Genomic DNA, 19,179 nt, shown 5'->3' on the forward strand with positions numbered 1-19,179 from the left:
CCATTAATTTTTATCGATTATTCGTGCCCAAAATCACTAATTGATAGAAAATAAAATGTGTATCAAAATTCATCTGTACTATTTATGAAACACATCTGAAACAAACAATTACATTTAATACATTAGTTCGTATTTTTGAATTAATAAAAAGTTTTTTTCTTAAAAGCAGTTGACACACCCACTGCCCAGAAACCAACTTAAGGGAAAAGCACTATGCAATTGCTCAAGATATTCTCTAATAAACTAATCGGTCTGATTGCAACGGGCATGTACAAACCTAGTGTTGCTGAAATGCATATTGCAGACCTACAGCGCGATAAAGCCAGATCGATGAGCAAGCAACAGCAAGTTGCCGAGCGCATTGCCGCAGCAACCGGTGAGTTGTCGTCAGGCATCAATGCGGCCGCCAGCGCAGCCGAGCAACTCAAGCATGCGGCTGATCAAATGGCCACTGGTGCCAAGGTGGCGTCTAGCGCATCGCTTGAATCCATGACTGCCTTTAATGTGGTGATAGGCGCTATTGCATTGCAACTGCAAAACGCCGACATCAGCCAAAGAAAGGCTGAAATCTCTCAGAACCTAGTGGCTAAGACGGCTGCTGACATCGCCAATCTAATCACTAATGTGGCTATTGCGGGTCAGAGGCAGATTGCCTCTGTGGCCACAGTGGTAGAGCTAGAAAAGCAGGCCATTAATATCGGCGACATCGTCAAGGTTGTCGCTCGGATTGCCGATCAAACTAATTTACTGGCCTTGAACGCCGCGATTGAAGCGGCGCGCGCCGGTAAGCATTGCAAGGGCTTTGCAGTGGTGGCAGAGGAGGTGCGAAGGTTGGCCGAGACATCGGAGAAAAGTGCCAAGCAAATTCAGGACTTAGTGGTTCAGATTCAACAGGACGTCAAAGCGATTGCCGAAGGTATCAACACCTCAGCCAAAGCAATTGATGGCGAGATTGAGAAGGGCAAAGTCATCACTGTTCAACTCGAAGCGGTTCGCACCGACGTGATCAAAGTAGTGCGCGGTATCACTGAAATTGCGATAGGCGCGAAACAATCTGATGCTGCGGCTAGACAGGCACTAAAGGGCGCTGATGAAATTGCCGCAGCTGCAGTTGAGCAGTTAGTCGCCGCTGAAGACGCCGCCAAAATCATGCAACGACAGTCCCAAGCGCTGGCTGAATCCGAACAGGCTACTCAGGCTTTGTCTGAAATGGCACAAGAGCTAAAAAATTCAACTGATGTCGCCAATCGTGCAGAAGGCCTTGCGTCTTCGGCTGAGGCTTTGTCCTCTGCGGTGCAGGACATCAGCAGTGATAGCTCGCAAATCATGACCGCTATTGAAAAGATTCGCAAAGGCGCACAAACATCCGCCGCCGCTTGCGAGCGATCCTACTCAGCCGTTAACCAGATTGAAAAAGGCGTAGATGTCGCTCAACAACGCGCAACACTTGGTGGTGCCAAGGTGAAAGATGTGCTCGCCACGTTAGGCGTGAACAAGTTGTCTGTCGATGAGTTGATCAAAGGCATTACTGCCTCTGTGAAGGGCACGCAGGAAAGCATACAACAGGTCAAAAATCTTGAGCAGGTTTCACGCCGCATCAATAAGATTGTTGACGCTATCACCATGGTCTCGATTCAGACCAATATGCTGGCCGTGAACGGTTCTATAGAAGCGGCAAGGGCGGATGAGTTCGGCAGAGGTTTTGTGGTGGTCTCAACTGATATCCGTAACTTGGCGCGTGACTCTGCAGAAAATGCTGACCGTATCAAGGACTTGGTTAAGGCTGTGCAAGACCAGATTGCCGTGGTGAGTGTCGATCTCAATGACATTGTCAAGTCAGCTTTAGGCGAAGTTGAGCAGGCCAAAGTATCAACCACCAACCTCAATCAGATAGAGGCAGACATCGTCGTCGTCGAGCAAGGTACGCGCGAAATACTCGCCGCTTCAAGGGAAATCGTCAGCGCTATCGACGAGGCCAAGAAAGGTATTGAACAAATATCTGACGCCGCTCAGCAGGCCGATAAAGCGGCAGCGCAAGCGGCTAGCGCTGCCTCGCAGCAGTCCAAAGGTGCGCAAGATTTAGCGGCGGCGATTGAGGAAATTTCTTCGCTCGCCGACGAATTACAAAACGCTTCTTAAGGAGAGCTGACATGACGTTAGAGATTAATCTCGATCAACATGGGCCAGCACCACAAGTTCAGTTTTTACACAACGTGCGTTCTACTGAAAATGAGGTTAATACTCCCGCGTTTGCACTTCGAAAATTTATAACTTTTATCGCCGGCGGCGAGGTCTTCGCTGTTGATATGGAGCCAGTACAAGAAATCATACGTTTGCCAGATATTGTCAGAGTGCCGTTAGCGCCGCCAGCACTGAAAGGTTTGTCCAACCTACGTGGCAGAGTTTTACCAATCATCTCGCTGCGCAGCATATTTGGTTTTGCGGAGATGGCGTATGACGAGGCCAACCGCGCGGTCGTGATTAATGTTGGCCAGCCGCTGGGCTTTGTGGTGGACTGCGTGACCAATATGGTGACTGTCGAGCCACACCAAGTTGAAGCTGTCGATCCGATTGGCTCCAGCGTAGACAGCGGTTTGCTCTCGGGCTTTATCAAGGACGTGGGCGGACACGCCATGATCATGGTGCTGGACTTAAGTAAGCTGATTCAACGTGAATTTTCCTACCTTGCAGCTTTCACCAAAAGGCCTAGTCTTGATTGTTTGTCTGTCGGTAGCCATAGTGATGTTGCGATTAATGCTAAAGCAAATTTAATGGCTAACGATGAATTGAAATTAGTAAGCATTCATATTGCAGATCAAGAATATGCATTTGCTATTGATCACGTGCAGGAGATCGTACAGCTACCCGACACCGTCATGCATATGCCGGATTCACTGCCTCAAGTTATGAAAGTGATGACGCTGCGCAACCGAATCTTGCCGCTAGTCAGTTTACGCCGCATGTTTAGTTTGCCCGACAAAGCCTTAGATGAGAAAAATCGTATTTTGGTGTTAACTTGGCAAGGCACTAGCATAGGCGTAGTCGTTGATGCAGTGAATGAGGTAATGCGTATTGGTAAAACCCTGGTGGATCCAATGCCAAGCCTGCTCTTTGATGGTGGCAACATGGCCGACATCGCCGAAATCTGTCGCCTCGATAATGGTGCGCGTTTAGTTTGCATCATTCAGGTGCACAAGCTGTTTAATCACTCCATCATCAAAGAAACATTAAATAGTCTGACTGATAGGGTTGAAAAAACCGTTGCTAATAGTGTCAACGCAGGCCTTCAAGAGCCGGCAGACGACGATGAGCAAATGGTGGTTTTTCGCCTCGATAAGGAAGAGTTTGGCGTACCCGTTGATAGCGTTCAGGAAATTACTCATGTTCCAAACGAGCTCAGACAAGTGCCGGGTGCGCCAACATTTATCGAAGGTGTGATTAATCTGCGCGGCAGTGTGTTGCCGGTAATTGACTTGCGCTTACGTATGCGCCTACCCAGAGTTGAGCGCTCTAGTGAGCAGCGCATTTTGGTTTTTCTCATTGATAAGCTGCGTACCGGCTTTATCGTCGACCAAGTCGCAGAGTTATTGAAAGTTTCCCGGTCGATGATAGAGCTGTCATCACCCCTGTCTATTCAGCATGGCAAGCTGCTGACACGCACGGCAAATATTAGCCCGCAAAAACGAATACTGCAGTTACTCGACACTTCGCATTTGGTCGACGATGACGAGCTTAAAAGCCTAGCGTCGATAGGCAGCTAAGGCGATGATGAAAAAACGCATTTTTAACCAGTTGGAGTGCCTGCCACTACTTAATTTTAGGCTGACTATCTTGGCTTATATCTACCCTAGCTATTCATATTGCCAGCTACAGAAATTCCTTGCAGCCATTGTCCACAAAAATTTTGGGGCAAAAGATGAAACGTATCTTAATTGTTGACGACGCCATCACCATGCGCATGTATCACCGATTGATACTACAAGCCGGTGGCTTTCATGTGGACGAGGCCATCAACGGCGAGGATGCACTTGAAAAAGCGCTGCGCAAGCCTTATGACTTATACATAGTCGACATCAATATGCCCAAGCTAGATGGTTATGGTTTTTTACGTCAACTGCGTTCCGAGGCGATTGAGCAAGCACCGGCTTTTATCGTCTCGATAGAGTCAAGCGCGCACGATCAAAGCCGTGCCTTTCACGCTGGTGCCAATGGTTACTTGGTCAAACCTATTAATTCTGAGCATCTGCTCAGCCATGTTCGTCTATTGCTCGGAGAGGCCAGTTGATGAATTCATTACTCGAACAATTTCTGCCAGAGGCGCGTGAATGCTTGCAGTCGATTAGCGAGAATTTAATACAACTAGAGCAGGCACCGAATAATTCTGAGCTGATGAATAATTTATTTCGACGGGTGCATACGTTAAAAGGCAATAGCGGGCTGTTTGATTTTCCAGAAATGACTACAGTTTTGTCTGCAGGCGAAGATTTGATGGAGGCGGTACGTAAGGGGCAAGTCGCTTATTCAAGAGATTGGGCCGATCAGCTGCTTAGTGCAATGGATTTTGTTGGTTTACTTTGCGATGACATAGAGCTGACACATCATCTCGATGGCTCACGCGCGAGCGACTCTGCGCATTTTGCAGCAGCCTTGCAAAACTTTTTGCGCTTGCATACTGCGCCCAAACCACTGCCATTAAATGGCTTGTCTTTAAACCTTGCGCAGCAAGGTAGGTCGTCGCCCTTAAGCGTCAAACCTAATGCTGAAAACTCGCCTCTGTTAGTTATTCCTGAAGCGATACGGCTGGCTGTTTCCGATTTGGTCATTGGCGGTGGACGATTACATTGGCTAGTCTTTCAGCCTGACGAAAAGTGTTTTCTTCAAGGCGATGATCCGTTTTTCACGGTCAGACAAACACCAGGATTTTTATGGGGTCGTATTTTTGCACGCGAAGTCTGGCCGTCAATTTCTAAACTGGATATTTACCGCTGCATACTCACGTTTGAGTTGCTAAGTGATGCTGCGCCAGAAACTTTGCTGACTCATTTTCGTTCTGTAGCTGATCAGATCACGTTAGTAGAAGTCGATGCGCGCCAACTGCTCGCGCTTGCGCATCATCCCGATGATGAAGCAGACAATGACGAATTTTTTACCCAATCTTTAACGCCTCCAATTCTGAGCGCGCCTGCTGCACCGCCTCTTAACGGACAAATTATTAGCCACGAGCCTGAGAATTCTCTGGCGTATTCAGCCTCGGTTTTGCCGCCACCTATCTACCAAGCCCATAGTTTGGTTGTCACCATTTTAGAAGCCCAACGTCAAATATTAATGCTCGACGACCAGCAAGTCTGGCAAGCCGGACGAGTCAAAGCCGCAGCCAGCGTTTTGACTAATTGCAGTCGTGCCAATGGAGACGAGTCAGCCCGCGAAGAAATTAAAGTTGCATTGGCTTTATCGCTAGCAACCGGTAGCAACGCCGCATTGCTCGACTGGCTATCAACGCGACTTAAACCTTCAACCGTTGAGCTGAGTCAGCCAATAACGGTCACACAAGTGGCGGCGAAAACTGTGCAAACTGATCATTTAAACGGACATACGCTTTCGCAAAGTACACCGAAGAATGTGATTTTTCAAAACCTTGAGTCCTTTAATCAAGATAAAACGAGCATCGAAAGTGCGGATGAATTTTTGCCACTCACACGTGATCCAAATGTTGGTGAGGGAATAAATTTCAACCGTAGTGATGCTCAAAGTAGTCAAAAATTCCTTAAGATTGAGCAACGAAAAATTGATTTACTGATGGATTTAATTGGCGAGATGATGGTGTCAAAAAATGCGCTGCCTTATTTGGCTCAGCGCGCTGAGGAACAGTTTGGCGTGCGTGAACTCGCGAGTCAAATCAAGGATCAGTATTTTGTCATCAGCCGCATCGCTGAGGAAATGCAAAGCGCCATCATGCAAGTCTGCATGATGCCGATGAGCAATGTTTTTCAGCGCTTTCCGCGCTTGGTGCGAGATCTCGCGCACAAGCTAGATAAGCAAGTCCAACTAGTGCTCGAAGGCGAAGCAACAGAAGCGGATAAAAATATTATTGAATCGCTGGCTGATCCACTCATGCACATTGTGCGCAATAGCCTTGACCATGGTATTGAGACTGCGGCTGTGCGGCGCGAAGTCGGTAAGCCAGCGACAGGGCGGTTGACTATTCGCTCTGCACCAGACGCCGGTCAGATACTGATTGAAATCAGTGACGACGGTAAAGGCATAGACCCCGCCATCATCAAACACAAAGCGTTTGAAAAAGGGTTGATAGATGCGCTAAAGCTTGAGCGTATAAGCGATGCCGAGGCTATTAATTTAGTCTTTGTTGCAGGCTTTTCCACCACCGACGTGGTCAATGATTTGTCGGGTCGTGGCGTTGGTCTTGACGTGGTTAAAACGGCAGTAGAAAAAGTAAAAGGCAGCATCACGCTTGAAAGCGTAATTGGTCAAGGCACCCGCATTCGTATCATATTGCCGCTTTCAGTGGCATTGACTAAGGTCATGATTGTCGTCACTGATGGACAACTTTTTGGCGTACCCATAGAGCATGTGGTGGCGACGTTACGCGTGCCTCTTAGCGCCATACGCAACATCAAGCAAAGTCAAACAATTGTGCGACGCGGCGTGATCTTGTCGCTCAAGTCTTTGAATACTTTACTCGGCATTGCCGTCACTCAACTGACTAATTCCGAGAACGAAATGGCAGTACTGGTGGTGCGTGTTGGCTCTGAATCAGTCGGCATCATCGTTGACGAATTTCATGAAACGCTAGACGTTATACAAAAGCCATTGAGCGGCGTACTGGCAGGACTCTATGCCTACTCCGGATCGGCGCTAATGGGCAATGGCTCAGTGCTAATGGTTTTAGATGTCAAGGAGATCGTGTGATGCCAATACGCTACAAAAAAAATCAAGCGTTGTTCGAGGGTGTTGCGACGGTTGATGATGCTGAAGGTCTGCAGCAATGGCTGAAGCATAAGCCACATGCTACGGTGCATTTAACGGCTTGTTCGCATTTGCATTCGGCTAACTTACAGGTGCTAATGGCTGCAGGAAATCGTATTGCAGCTTGGCCTGACGACACGGATTTGCACTGCTGGCTTGAGACTTTATTAAGTGACAAAAAATAAAAGGCTCGTCAATGTCTAAAACAATTTTCCTCGTCGACGATTCAGCCACCATACTAATGAGTGTTTCCGCTACTTTATTGGCGAACGGCTTTAAGGTTGAAACGGCTAGCGACGGCCTTCAAGCCTTGGAAAAGCTCAATGCCGGTCTAAAACCTGATCTTATGATTACCGACATAAATATGCCCAATATGGGCGGTCTTGAGTTAATTCAAAACGTCAGAACGTTGCCCGATTTTCGCTCAATGCCCATACTCACACTGACATCTGAAAGCCATGCTGACAAGCGTGCTGAGGGAGAAAAAATGGGTGCTAACGGCTGGTTGGTCAAGCCGATTGCAGACGCTGAACTGCTTAGGGTGATAGAGCAAGTATTGCCTAGGACATAACGCTTAAACCTTAAGTCACTTGGCTACGCTCACTCTTTTTTTTGTGATCACTATTTACCTGAGATTTTTTATTCTGCGCTAGCGCCAGACGATTTGGCGACTTTGTGCCATTTGGTAGTTTCTGTGCTTATGAAACTGGCCAGTTGGGCTTGCGTCATATCACCGGCAGACACACCTTGGTCTTCAAAGCGTTTCATTAAATCAGGTGATTTGAGCACTTTGTTGAGTTCTGTATTCATGCGTTGAGTGATCGCGGGCGGCGTGCCGCGCGGGGCCATTAAGGCAAACCACGTTGTTACGTCATAACCTGTGACGCCCGATTCGTCTAACGTTGGCACACCGGGGTAAGCATTCGATCGCGTCATGGTGGTTACTGCTAAGGCGCGGACTCTGCCGCTGCGCACATGCGGTGCGGCCGACGGACTGGTTTCAATCGCCATTTGAATTTGCCCACCCATGAGATCAGTCATCATGGGTGCACCGCCCTTGTAGGGAATGTGCGAGATATCGCTTTTCGTCATAGCGCGAAACATCTCGCCAGAGAAATGTTCTGTGCTACCTGTGCCGGCCGAGCCATAGTTCACTTTGCCGGGGTTGGCCTTGATGTAAGCCACCAGTTCGGCCACAGTCTTGACGGGGATAGCTGTGTTGACCAGCAGCACGTTGGGCGTAAGCGCAACTAAACCAACCGGTACTAAATCTTTGGAAAAGTCGTAGGGCAGCGTTTTGTAAATGCCAGGTGCCATGGTGTGCGCTACGGTGGCCATTAAAAAGGTGTAGCCGTCAGCCGGTGCTTTGCTCACAAAGCTTGCGCCTAGTGTGCCGCCAGCGCCGGGGCGGTTGTCAATGATGAATGGCTGGTTGAGCGCTTGATTGAGTTTTTGGCCGACTTCACGCGCCAAAATATCGGTTGTGCCGCCTGCCGCAAAAGGCACGACCAATGAAATCGGCTTACTCGGCCAACTGTCCGCCGCATGGGCTGAAAAGCTAAAAGCGACGGCAGCGGCTAGCGCCATACGGGTAAAAATAATGCGGCGTGTGAATCTCATTTTTATTGTCTCCAGGTTATTTTTGTAATTAAGAAAAGAATCAGTCGGAACCAAGCTTGAGCTTTAACGGTTGGCGTTTTTCTATTGCTGACTTTAGTAGTGCAGCGCAGCGAAATATGCCATGTGCAAATTTGCCATAAGGCATCGTGGCAAACAGCGCCATCACAATGCCTAGATGTACGGCTAGCAGCAAAGCCATAGCGCCAGTGTCCCGAAACGCGAGTAGGCCTAGGCCGCTGACACTGGTTAGAAGTAGCAAAGCGATAAAGCCTCTGTCCATGGGTTTTTGTGCGGCGTCTCCGGCATCAGGATGACGGCGCAGGTTTAGCCAGAGCAAACCGGCAGGGCCTATGAGTAAGCCTAGCCCGCCCAGTGTCCCCAACACAACCGGCAAGCTTGTGAGTGAGTAGGGCGCTTGGCTGTTTAAAAAGTAGTGGTAAAAAGTTGCGCTCGATGTGGAGGCAAAGCAAAGAATAAAGCCGTAAAAAGTCAGGTGATGAAAACGCCGGCGTATCAAGGTGAAGCGGTCGTCTTCTTCGTTGCAGCCTTCGCCATGGCCACCGTCTAAATAACGCAGGCTCAATGCGTTTTTGCTGGCTTCGCCAAGCGCTGCGCCCGTGGCTTGGCCGGGTGATATATCGCGCCAGAATTTTGTAACCCCTATGCCGAGCGCCAGCAGCGCAAAACCGAAGACTGCACCAAACATCAAGGCCATTAAATTGTGCGGAAAGATGGCGTAAAAATTCCCGGCTAACGGGCCCGGAAACAGCGTGCCCTTAATGGCGATAGTAAGAATTAAAAACAGCGCCAATCCTGCGGCTAGTGCCAACGCCAGCGTCAAACCATTGCGCCTATACAGCGCGCCCAGGGCGGGTGGCCAAGCGTAGTCAACATAAGTTTCTAGTCTTAATTTGGCCATGGCTTGCGGTACGTTGACGGCAAACTCATGCGGCGGTGCATATTGGCAGGCGTGGTAGCAGGCACCGCAATTGTGGCAAAGATTGGCCAGATAGTGGATGTCGGCTTTGACGAAATCTAAGCGTCTTGTCATCGCAGGAAACACCGCGCAAAAGCCTTCGCAATAGCGGCAGGCATTGCAAATTTGCATTTGCCGCGCGACTTCGGTTTCTTCTGCGCTTAGGACTAAATCAATCCCCAATCCCCTGCGTTCGCTACGCTCTGAAAAAGGCGAGACCGCATTTTTGGCGTCTTGGACTAGCGCTTCAAGCTGCTGCATATTCGGTGTCACTGGTTGTTTTCATTTGCTTAACTGCACGCGCTGCTTGCGCGCCGGCGATGCGGCCAAAGGCAATACCAATCGACATGCCAACGCCGGCTGTATAGCCCTTGCCGAGCACATTGCCGGCCATCATTTCGCCGGCGACAAATAAGTTGTCGCTCGGTTTGCCGGCAAAGCGCACGGCAGCGGTTTCATCGACTTTCAAACCTAAATAGGTAAAGGTCACGCCGGGCTTGAGGGCGTAGCTGTAAAACGGTGCGGTGTCGACGGTTCTGGCCCAGTGTGTTTTGGCTGGACTGAGGCCTTCAGTAAAGCAGTTGTCGAGCGTGGTGTGGTCAAACTGGCCGTGATTGCAAGCCGCGTTGTAGTCGTTCATGGTGCGCATAAAAGCTGCCTCAGGCAGACCGAGTTTGCGTGCCAGTTCTGGCAGGCTATCAGCAACCGTGCCCGGAAAAACCGGCGGCATAAAGTGGCCAATGGCTTTGGCGTCAATGATGGAGTAGCCTAATTGCCCGCGCTGCTGGGCCACTAACCGGCCCCAAATAGCGTAGCGCTTGGGCCAGAAATCTTCGCCCTCGTCATAAAAGCGCTCGGCATCTTGGTTCACCACCACGCCTAGTGAGACACAATCAATACGCGTACAAATACCGCCATCGTAAAGCGGTGCGCGCGCATCAATGGCGACGCAGTGAGATTGCGACGGGTCACCAATCATGTCTGCGCCGGCCTCCATCATGCGTTTGAGCATCACGCCTTGGTTAAAGCGCGTGCCGCGTATGAGGAAATTGTCTGCCGGCCATTCGCCGCTTGCGTTTTGCCCCCAAGCCTCGCGCAGCCATTCGCGGTTGGACTCAAAACCACCAGCGGCTAGCACGCAGCTGCGGGCTTCAAAGCGCTGTGCGCCACTAGAGGCTGAAAGAAAGTGGCCGCCCACGATTTCAATTGCATCGACCGGTGTGTCGTAGCGAATTTCTACTCCCAAGGCTTGGGCGCTGCGGTAGAGCGCATTGACCAAGGCCTTACCACCGCCCATAAAAAAAGCATTGGTTCTGGCTACATGCAATGCGCCAGAGAGCGGCGGCTGAAAGCGCACGCCGTGTTTTTGCATCCACGGTCGGCAATTTGATGAGGCGCGTATGACTAAGCGGGCGAGTTTTTCATCCGTCAAACCACCGGTGACTTTGAGTAAGTCTTGCCAGAATTCTTCTTCGCTATAGCTCTCAATCAACACGTCTTGCGGCGCATCGTGCATGCAGCGCAGATTACGCACATGTTGCGAATTACCGCCGCGCCATTCACGGGGCGAGGATTCCAGTAACAGCACGGATGCGCCGGCCTCGGCGGCCGTTAGCGCCGCGCACAGTGCGGCGTTACCACCGCCTATGACCAGAACATCTTTCATCGCTAACTCCTTGAATCCAAGCAGTCTATTGGTCTACGTCTGGGCCCGCTAGTGGCTCAAGCGACAACAGGTGTTAACGATTCGTGAAGAGTCGCGCCGTGCCATTGGCCGGAGCTTGTCAGTTGTAATGCAACTTCGCGCAGCACTACGCGCGCGGCTAATCCGGCGGGAGAGAGTTCACTGTCAGACAAACTGACGAGTAGGTTGCGGCGATAAACGCTGGCATCCGAGATTTCCAGTAAGCGCAGGCTGCCTGCAGGCATGCGCGCGATGGCAGGGCCCGGTTGAATCGTCGCGGCAATGCCGGACTGAACCGCCGACATTAAAACCGCTAGCCCATCGACTTCAAGCACTACTTGCGGCACCAAGCCTGATTGTGCAAACGCGCGGTTAATGATGGCACGCAGTCCGTGTGAGCCGCTGGGCAGCACCAAGCCAAGGTGTGCCAGATGTGCGATGCGCACGCGTTTCACGCCCTGTTTGGGCAGACCCGGCAAGCTGTTGGCGGCGATCACAAATAAGCGCTCGTCTAGCAGCGGCGTGATGCTCCAGCGCTTGGCTGACTCGGTGTCAAAAATTATTGCTAGATCGAGTTGGCGTGAATTGAGTTGATCGGCGAGGTTTCCCGATAGGCTTTCCACTAATCGCAAACGTATGTCGGGATAGCGACTGTGCATGGCGGTTAAAAAAGGCATCGCCAAAACTGCGGCAGTCGTGGGTGCCAAGCCCAAACTGACATGACCAGATAGCCGCGCCTGTTGGGCAGATCGCACTGCATCATCGGCATGGCGTAGTGCGAGTTGTGCTTGTTGGTAGAAAGCCAGACCAGCGTCTGTTGGCAATACGCCGGCTGAGGTGCGTTGTAAAAGTCGAGTAGAAAGCTCGCTCTCTAAGCGGCTAATTTGCTGACTCAAGGTGGAAGTGACAACGCCCAAATCCAGCGCTGCCTTACCCATGCTGCCCAGCTCAATCACGCGCACTAGGTAGCGCAGTTGTCTTAATTCCATAAACAGTGAGGATTCATAACCCTGATCTTAACTAGTCAGTTAGATAGGGCTTGTCGTTGTGCTGAGACTGCCTTGCATGAATCAAGTAATAGGCCGTTAGCATGACAAGATTGTGTGGCGCTAAAAAAATTGTGAAGAACTTTACAACGCTTTTTCGGCTGGCCAATCCGCAATTATCTCAGCCCGTTTAGCGCTGAAAACAGCATCTTTTTCTGGGTCGTTGAGTTGACCTAGTTGTCTTGAGAAATCGTCAATTATGTTTTTGATAGATGGCTTTGCACTTGGCGGTGGAGACGCAGGGTTTAATGTTGCGTCTGGCCATAAAGTGGATAACGTTTTGTCGAGATGCTGCAGCAGCATGAGGTTGACCACGCCGCAGGCATTGTTGCGTTGCAGCGCGTCATTTTGGGTAAAAGTGATAGCGCCCATCTCACCGGGTAAAACAGCGTTTAGTTTTGCTCTTAACTGGTTTTCTGCGTCGGGTATGGATTCGCTGTGCGTATCGAGGCAATCGCAATTGATTTTCCCATCACTAGCTAAGCTGAAAAGGGCGGTGATGTAGTGATTGTTTCCATGTATCAACGCCTCGACTACTTTATGACCTGAAGGACTCTCTTGCATGTTGTGCAGACATTCGCTGATTTTTCGTATTGACGCATTGCTGATCTCGCCGCCTAAACGCAATGGATTTTCAATATGCTGCAAATGCCCTAATTTTTGCGCATTGTTATAAATTTCATGGCTGGGAACAAGCCGGCCAGGGTTGAGAATATTGTCTACAAGTGCCGGATCAATCTGTTTTTGAGGATTGCGCGAGCTTAGTTTTTCTTCAATAGCGTTCTTTATTAATCGCTCACCATTGCTGCTTGCCTGAGCGCCAGCGAGATACAAAATACCACTCAAAAGACGATCACTTTTTACGGCGTCGTGCTGATTTTTTTGGGCGCTATAAAGAGCTAGCGCTAATTCTGAGACTGCCAACTTGATGTGAGGTGGAACGTTTAGCGAAGTATTGAGCGCTAGTATTTTAGCTTGCGCTTGTTCTGCAATAGCGTCGTTACTGTGCGCGCTTAGCTGCATTAGCATGTCGACAGCTTCCTCATTTCCGGTTTTAGCCAGTCCATGCAGCTTTGTCATGCCAGTCAGTATCTTGGTTTGCCCTACATCACCTGCTGTCGGTGCATTTTGTGGATTTTCCTGGCTAATTTCTATCGCGATATTAACGGCTGACTGATGATTTATTGCGTGTTTAGATTCTGAATTTTTATTTTCATACGTAGGCCTGGACTGCAGTTGTGTTGAGCGAGCGGATGAGGGTGTTAAGGGATTCATAAAAAACCTTTGTATTGAGTAGTCACTACAAATTCACTGGCGGATTCAAGCTTGAAGTGCAACCGTATGCTGATAGGACTCTAACTGTTCCATAAAAACCTGATGCGGCGTTCGATACCCTAAACATTTTCTAGGACGATGATTGAGCCTGTGCATCGCTAAAGCAATGTCATCGTCGGTTATGCAATTAAAGCGCATCCCCTTTGGGAAAAACTGGCGAATCAAACCGTTCATATTCTCGTTCGCCCCACGCTCCCACGAGGCGTATGGATGGGCGAAAAAGAAATCTGCACTCAGCGCAGAAGCTATTCGTTCATGCTGGGCAAATTCCTTGCCGTTATCAGTCGTGAGAGTGTGCACGCAATGAGCGAACGGTTTGAGTAAAGTGATTAACGCGTCCCCTACGGCTTGCGCTGTTTTGAATGGCACGTGGAAAATTATTGAATAGCGAGAGACACGCTCATTAATCGTCACTAGTGCTTGCTTCTGCCCGGCACCAATCACCAGATCAGCCTCCCAGTCGCCAAAGCGCGCACGCTCAAGCACGATGTCGGGTCGCAGTTCTATTGAGACCTGGTGAGAGATGGTGCCGCGCCGTTCACGGCCACTGCTGCGTTTTTTTTCGCGTCTTCTGGCAACGCAGTGTTTTATGCAAGGTGCCGCCCGCGCGTTTGTCAGCGTAGATGTACTGGTAAATGCTCTCATAGCTAACACCGGGTTGGTGGCTAGCTTCGAGGTGGCCGCTGATTTGCTCGGGGCTCCAAGCCTCAGCCAACTTTTCCTCCACTACAGCCCATGTCGAGTCAGCAACTCTAGGACTATTGGCGCAGGCAAGTCTACGTTCTTGGGCTTTGTCATTTGCCTGCTTAGGGCGATAGCCTCGTAGACCGCGGTTACGACGCAACTCACGGCTGATGCTCGATTTATCACGGTCCATCATTTTTGCAATTTCACTTTGATTGAAGTTTGCTTTGACGAGGATTGCAATCTGGTAACGTTCGTCACGGGTGAGGTGTGTGTAAATCATTCTGGGCAACTTTGACTTGGTAGTCGGGAAGCTTGGATGCTCTCACATCTCACCCACCCGTACGGTTAATTTCAAAGTTGCACTTCAGACTTGAATCCGCGACTTTAATCTTTGTGAAAATTATTGTGAAAACTTTGTCACAAACTTTGCGTCAAAGTTCATCTTTATGCTTACTCAATGGCTAGCTGAGACGGCAGCTTCGATGAAGCGGTTAGTCATCACGATAATGTTCATACCAATACTCGCGTCAATGTTTGCCTAATTGTTTAATCAAGCATTTTTTGAATGGTTTCAATTTCAAACTATCAAAGCGAATCAAAAATCGTGCGGCTGTGTATACGGTTAAGTACTCGCAACAGCGCAATAGTGATTTTTTAAAACCTGTTGCTTAACCAGCGCTAGAGTTAATTTCCTGCTGAATTTCTTTTGCGACTGACTTCTTGTCCTAATTCCAGCACTGCCATAGCGTAATAGCTACTCCAGTTGTAGCGTGTGATGACGTAGAAGTTTTCTGTGCCGGCAACGTATTGCGCGGGGTCCGCGCCGTTGAGTAGCTCGACCAGTGCCAGTGGTCCTTGATGCTGTAAGGCTTGGCCTTCTAACACCGCGCCTTTGGCGCCAAAGCTGGCAACGCTAAAAGTGGGCAATATGTCTGGCGCCATCAGCGTGTCCATGTCCAAAATACTGGTGTCAAAGCGCACCGGGTAATAAGCTGGCATGCCGGTTTTCCAACCAAAGGATTTGAAGTAGTTGGCAACTGAGCCGATGGCGTCGGCTGGGCTGAGTAAATCAATCTGACCATCCGCGTCAAAGTCAACTGCGTATTTATTGATGCTAGTGGGCATGAATTGCGGCATGCCCATCGCACCTGCGTAGCTTCCTAGTTGATCGAATGGGCTTGCGTTGCGCCGGTTTTGCAGGCTTAAAAATTGCTCTAACTCACCTTTAAAGTAAGCACTGCGCTCGGCTGCGCGCGGGTGGCTTTGAGGAAAATCAAAGGCCAAGGTTGTGAGTGCATCTATGACACGAAAGCTGCCGGTATTGCCGCCGTAAATAGTTTCTACGCCGAGAATTCCCACAATGATTTCAGCTGGCACGCCATACTCTTTTTCTGCACGCATTAAGCTCGCTTGGTTGTCATTCCAAAACGCCACACCGGCCCGAATTCGACCCGGATTTATAAAGCGTCCACGGTAGGCATTCCAGTTTTTTACAAATGGCTTGGTTGCCGGTTGCATCAAGCTTGAGATGCGTTCCACATTACGTGCACCGCCTATTGCGCTACGAACCCAAGCCGGATCTAAGTCGCGCCTAGCTGCCATTTCGTCGGCAAACGCCATAGCGTCTGGGCGCTCTGCATAAAACGGTGAGAGGTCTTGTTTTTGCGATTTGCTGGCAGCGCTGGATACTGGTTTTTTTTGCACTGCGTAGCCGCTAATGCTACCCGTGAGTGTGACGGCAAGCGCAAGGGCGCAACGGCTTAGAAGTCTTGCAGTCGGTTTAATTCGATTCATCAGATTGAGATTTTTCATTCAGCTCGTTAGTTTGGTTTGCGGTCGGATTGAGATTTTTTTGTTGGCCATTGCAGTTGTTTAAATTGCTGGTTAAGTTGTCTTATCTCGCGTTTTTTTTGTAATTTGGTTGTTGTGCTGCTGGCGCTGGCGTAGCGCTGACTTTCTAGCTTTATCAGCCAGTCGTAAATCGCTTTGATGCTGGCTTCTTTTATGTCGCGCTGAGATTTTAAAGTTTCAGCTAATTGACGTGGGCTTGCTCTTTGGTTGCGGCTGTCGTAAATGCCGGCTTTGCGTAAGCGTTGTTGCGCTTTTCTTAGCAGATGTAGCCAGCTATCTTGAGCACCGCGGTATCGCTGCGCCCAGCCAGCAGCTAGTGCGCTAACTAGCAGCACAATCGCCATCAACAGGTAACCGAGGTCTTCCCAACTTGGTGATTTAAAACCTAAATTTTTTAAGATGTCTAACTGCTTGCTCTGGGTGTAATTCAACACCCATTGATTCCAACCGTTATTTAAGGCGTCCCAGCCGGCGCGCAATTGCCGCTGCAGGTCTGGGCTTAAATTGCTCAGTGTTTGTGCCACCACGCCGCGTGGCGCAATCAGTCTCTGGAATGCGCCGGTGCGGCCCGGTGCGACTGCCGAGGTTGGGTCTACTCGAGCCCAACCATTGCCCTCAAGCCAGACTTCGGCCCATGCATGGGCATCGCTTTGGCGCACTACCCAATAGTCGTCCACGCTGTTTTGCTCGCCGCCTTGGTAGCCGGTAACTATGCGTGCCGGTACATCCAGCGCACGCATAAGCAGTACAAAGGCTGAAGCAATGTGCTCGCAAAACCCCAGCTTGCGGTCAAACCAGAATTCGTCGGCGCTGTTGGTACCGTAAACACCGGGCTCTAAGCTGTAGCTGTAGCCACCGGTGCGTAATTTATCCATCACTAGGTCAACGAGCTCAGCGTTGCCTGCCGCACGAAAGCGTGGATCGCTGCGTATTTGTTTGGCTAGCGCTAGCGTGCGTGGATTAAAGCCAGGCGGCAGATTTAGCGCTGGCCGTAGGCCGGGTGTAAAGGTGGTCGGCCCGTGTTGAAAACGCGCATAGCTTTGCGCTTTGTAGCGCACCAAGTCGGTAATTGGGCGGTTAAGCTGCCACTGCAGGTCGCTTTGCATGCGCGCTTTGATGCCGCTTAACTGCGGCGGCTCAATCGCCGCGTCCATCAGTAGCAACCAAGGCTGATTGTTGGGCTCTAAAGTGACTTCATAGTTAATCGGAGCGCCAAACACCTTGAGGTTTGAGGTCTCGCTAAAGCGAGATTCAAACTCTAAATGTGAGGCTTGCCATCTTCGGCCATCAAAGTGAGTCATCACCGGCCCGCGAAAATACAAGTTTTGTCGCGGCGGTATGCGGCCATTTTCAAAGTGGATGCGCATGGCTATGCTCTCGTCCAACGCTAGGCTGGCGATATTGCCCACCATCATGCTGGCGCTCAAGCCGCTGCGTCCGGTCATGGCGTCGTTGGGTAGTCCCCACAGGGGTGACATTCGAGGAAACAGTAAAAACAGCAAGACCATGATGGGCATACCCATCAAAGTCATAAAGCCGGCGCTGCGCGCTGCCGCTAACAGGGGTGGACGTCCCACCGGCATGTGCGCATTAACCAGCGCGGTGAGAAGACCCAGTAGGCCTATCAGCATAGTGATGGCGCTAAAAATTGTCTGTGAATAAAAAGAGTTGCTCAATAAACAGAAAAAACCAAGAAATGAGACTACAAAAGCATCGCGGCGTGCTCGTAACTCCAGTGTTTTGAGTGTTAGCAACACCACCAGCAGTGTCACGCCAGCATCACGCCCGAGGAGAGTGTTGTAACTAATTAAGGTTGACCCCAATGTCACTGCCATCAGTGCTAGCAACCACCAACGACTGGGCAGTGGTCTTGCGGTCCAAGCAAGAATGCCGCGCCAGATCAGCACGGCAAGCGCCAGCAAGGTACACCAAAGTGGCAGATGTGCGGCTTGCGGTATTACCAGCCAGGCGATCACTAATAGCAAAAACAAGGTGTCGCGGCTGTTTCTTGGCAGGGCGTTGATTACCCTAAAGACTTTAGGCGTTGCTAGGCTCAGCATAAAGCCAGCGCCTCTAGGCAGCGCCGTTGCTGGGTTAAACCAGCTGCTGGACTAATGTCTAAACCCGGTAGGCGCAGACCATAGCTAAGCCCCTGTGCTTGTGCCTCCAACACCCAGGCGCAAAGTCTAGAGATACGCGCCTCTGTGCTTAGCGTACCGGTTTGGTTGATATCTAAGTAAAGCTCTTTTTGTGCGTTTGGCTGCGCTATGCGCACTACCAAAGCATCACCTGATTGATCTGCTTTGGCAGCTTTTTTCCAGATCACTTGCTTGAGCGGATCGCCGCGTCTGTAACTGCGAATCGCGCCCCAGTCAGCACTGTTTTGCGCTTGCTCTGCGTGCCTGTTTTCTGCGCTGACCATGTCTGTGGACAAAGGCAAAGGCGGGGGATTGGCTTCAGGCCGTGGATAAATCATGACCTGTGCGGCTGGACGCCAGTAGGCCCAAACTTTAACGCTGCCCAGTGGGTAGCGGGTCTCTATGGTCACGCTTGGTAGGCGCTGCAGACCGCGCTGCTGGGTCGTAAATGTCAGTTGCAACGAGCAGCTGCCTTGGGCCGGGACATCGGTGCAGAGCTCTGTCTTGACGAGTGTATTTTTTGATTTTTGTGATTGCTTTATAGCAAGAATTAACGCGTAGCGAACGCTTTTGTCAGGGTTGTGAAGGCGTATGTCCATGGCAACTGGACTACCGGCAAATTGCGCAGTTGGCGAGCCTAAATCCATCACCAGTCCGCGCAAAGTGTTGTGAGCCATGAACATGCCAACTAGCGCACTGCCGGCGAGCGAGAAAGTCAGCACATAGCCCAGACTTAACTGGTAGTTGATGGAGGCAATTAGCAGCGTGACGAGTGTCGCTACAAGCATCAGTCCCGGGCCAGTGGGCAGTATGTAGACATTGTGTTGGGTTAGTTTTATCTGATCAGCAAGTGGCAAT

14 protein-coding genes and 1 pseudogene are annotated in these 19,179 nt (G+C 50.3%); 6 read left to right on the forward strand and 9 right to left on the reverse strand.

Annotated elements, in window-relative coordinates; genetic code table 11:
* Nucleotides 1-330 precede the first annotated feature (330 nt).
* The 6 genes from HC248_RS07430 to HC248_RS07455 all read left to right on the forward strand — a co-directional run bounded on the left by HC248_RS07430 (nucleotide 331) and on the right by HC248_RS07455 (nucleotide 7,555).
* Complete coding sequence (locus tag HC248_RS07430) at nucleotides 331-2,139, forward strand: methyl-accepting chemotaxis protein (protein ID WP_238342757.1); 1,809 nt, start codon at nucleotides 331-333, stop codon at nucleotides 2,137-2,139.
* Nucleotides 2,140-2,150: 11 nt separating this feature from the next.
* Nucleotides 2,151-3,761 carry a chemotaxis protein CheW gene (locus HC248_RS07435; protein WP_168921939.1) on the forward strand — a complete coding sequence of 537 codons (1,611 nt, stop codon included), beginning with the start codon at nucleotides 2,151-2,153 and terminating at the stop codon, nucleotides 3,759-3,761.
* 155 nt (nucleotides 3,762-3,916) lie between these two features.
* Nucleotides 3,917-4,285: a response regulator gene (locus HC248_RS07440; RefSeq protein WP_168921940.1), complete on the forward strand. Its 369-nt coding sequence runs from the start codon at nucleotides 3,917-3,919 to the stop codon at nucleotides 4,283-4,285.
* Nucleotides 4,285-6,927, forward strand: a complete 2,643-nt coding sequence (locus HC248_RS07445) for a chemotaxis protein CheA (protein ID WP_168921941.1) — start codon at nucleotides 4,285-4,287, stop codon at nucleotides 6,925-6,927. Before HC248_RS07440 ends, HC248_RS07445 begins: the two co-directional genes overlap by 1 nt.
* Complete coding sequence (locus tag HC248_RS07450; protein WP_168921942.1) at nucleotides 6,927-7,169, forward strand: hypothetical protein; 243 nt, start codon at nucleotides 6,927-6,929, stop codon at nucleotides 7,167-7,169. Before HC248_RS07445 ends, HC248_RS07450 begins: the two co-directional genes overlap by 1 nt.
* A gap of 11 nt (nucleotides 7,170-7,180) precedes the next feature.
* Entirely contained in the window at nucleotides 7,181-7,555 is a 375-nt protein-coding gene (locus HC248_RS07455) for a response regulator (protein WP_168921943.1), read from the forward strand.
* Nucleotides 7,556-7,623: 68 nt separating this feature from the next.
* On the opposite strand, the gene HC248_RS07460 is transcribed toward HC248_RS07455, so the two are convergent.
* The 9 genes and pseudogenes from HC248_RS07460 to HC248_RS07500 all read right to left on the reverse strand — a co-directional run bounded on the left by HC248_RS07460 (nucleotide 7,624) and on the right by HC248_RS07500 (nucleotide 19,178).
* The gene (locus HC248_RS07460; RefSeq protein WP_238342791.1) at nucleotides 7,624-8,571 is read right to left on the reverse strand and encodes a tripartite tricarboxylate transporter substrate binding protein; all 948 of its coding nucleotides are present in this window, start codon (nucleotides 8,569-8,571) and stop codon (nucleotides 7,624-7,626) included.
* A 73-nt stretch (nucleotides 8,572-8,644) separates the two neighbouring features.
* Entirely contained in the window at nucleotides 8,645-9,841 is a 1,197-nt protein-coding gene (gene tcuB, locus HC248_RS07465; RefSeq protein WP_168923733.1) for a tricarballylate utilization 4Fe-4S protein TcuB, read from the reverse strand.
* Nucleotides 9,828-11,246, reverse strand: coding sequence for an FAD-dependent tricarballylate dehydrogenase TcuA (gene tcuA, locus HC248_RS07470; protein WP_168921945.1), 1,419 nt, complete (start codon nucleotides 11,244-11,246; stop codon nucleotides 9,828-9,830). Before tcuA ends, tcuB begins: the two co-directional genes overlap by 14 nt.
* Before the next feature lie 56 nt (nucleotides 11,247-11,302).
* Nucleotides 11,303-12,253 (reverse strand): LysR substrate-binding domain-containing protein, encoded by a 951-nt coding sequence (locus tag HC248_RS07475; protein ID WP_168921946.1) that lies wholly within the window; start codon nucleotides 12,251-12,253, stop codon nucleotides 11,303-11,305.
* A gap of 141 nt (nucleotides 12,254-12,394) precedes the next feature.
* Complete coding sequence (locus tag HC248_RS07480; protein WP_168921947.1) at nucleotides 12,395-13,585, reverse strand: hypothetical protein; 1,191 nt, start codon at nucleotides 13,583-13,585, stop codon at nucleotides 12,395-12,397.
* Nucleotides 13,586-13,630: 45 nt separating this feature from the next.
* Nucleotides 13,631-14,612, reverse strand: a pseudogene (locus HC248_RS07485) (IS30 family transposase).
* Between the two features lie 404 nt (nucleotides 14,613-15,016).
* The gene (gene mltB, locus HC248_RS07490) at nucleotides 15,017-16,144 is read right to left on the reverse strand and encodes a lytic murein transglycosylase B (RefSeq protein ID WP_420372001.1); all 1,128 of its coding nucleotides are present in this window, start codon (nucleotides 16,142-16,144) and stop codon (nucleotides 15,017-15,019) included.
* 8 nt (nucleotides 16,145-16,152) lie between these two features.
* On the reverse strand, nucleotides 16,153-18,243 hold the full coding sequence (locus tag HC248_RS07495) for a transglutaminase TgpA family protein (protein WP_168921948.1): 2,091 nt from the start codon (nucleotides 18,241-18,243) through the stop codon (nucleotides 16,153-16,155).
* On the reverse strand, nucleotides 18,237-19,178 hold the full coding sequence (locus HC248_RS07500) for a DUF58 domain-containing protein (protein WP_238342758.1): 942 nt from the start codon (nucleotides 19,176-19,178) through the stop codon (nucleotides 18,237-18,239). The genes HC248_RS07495 and HC248_RS07500 overlap by 7 nt, the downstream gene beginning before the upstream one ends.
* Between the last annotated feature and the right edge of the window lies 1 nt (nucleotide 19,179).

The organism is Polaromonas vacuolata, assembly GCF_012584515.1.
Lineage (GTDB): Bacteria > Pseudomonadota > Gammaproteobacteria > Burkholderiales > Burkholderiaceae_C > Polaromonas > Polaromonas vacuolata.

Excerpts from the sequence above, each read along its gene's own strand:
- HC248_RS07430 (WP_238342757.1), top strand. The coding sequence starts at position 331 with ATGAGCAAGCAACAGCAAGTTGCCGAGCGCATTGCCGCAGCAACCGGT.
- HC248_RS07435 (WP_168921939.1), top strand. The coding sequence starts at position 2,151 with ATGACGTTAGAGATTAATCTCGATCAACATGGGCCAGCACCACAAGTT.
- HC248_RS07440 (WP_168921940.1), top strand. The coding sequence starts at position 3,917 with ATGAAACGTATCTTAATTGTTGACGACGCCATCACCATGCGCATGTAT.
- HC248_RS07445 (WP_168921941.1), top strand. The coding sequence starts at position 4,285 with ATGAATTCATTACTCGAACAATTTCTGCCAGAGGCGCGTGAATGCTTG.
- HC248_RS07450 (WP_168921942.1), top strand. The coding sequence starts at position 6,927 with ATGCCAATACGCTACAAAAAAAATCAAGCGTTGTTCGAGGGTGTTGCG.
- HC248_RS07455 (WP_168921943.1), top strand. The coding sequence starts at position 7,181 with ATGTCTAAAACAATTTTCCTCGTCGACGATTCAGCCACCATACTAATG.
- HC248_RS07460 (WP_238342791.1), bottom strand. The coding sequence starts at position 8,571 with ATGGCGCTAGCCGCTGCCGTCGCTTTTAGCTTTTCAGCCCATGCGGCG.
- tcuB (WP_168923733.1), bottom strand. The coding sequence starts at position 9,841 with ATGCAGCAGCTTGAAGCGCTAGTCCAAGACGCCAAAAATGCGGTCTCG.
- tcuA (WP_168921945.1), bottom strand. The coding sequence starts at position 11,246 with ATGAAAGATGTTCTGGTCATAGGCGGTGGTAACGCCGCACTGTGCGCG.
- HC248_RS07475 (WP_168921946.1), bottom strand. The coding sequence starts at position 12,253 with ATGGAATTAAGACAACTGCGCTACCTAGTGCGCGTGATTGAGCTGGGC.
- HC248_RS07480 (WP_168921947.1), bottom strand. The coding sequence starts at position 13,585 with ATGAATCCCTTAACACCCTCATCCGCTCGCTCAACACAACTGCAGTCC.
- mltB (WP_420372001.1), bottom strand. The coding sequence starts at position 16,144 with ATGAAAAATCTCAATCTGATGAATCGAATTAAACCGACTGCAAGACTT.
- HC248_RS07495 (WP_168921948.1), bottom strand. The coding sequence starts at position 18,243 with ATGCTGAGCCTAGCAACGCCTAAAGTCTTTAGGGTAATCAACGCCCTG.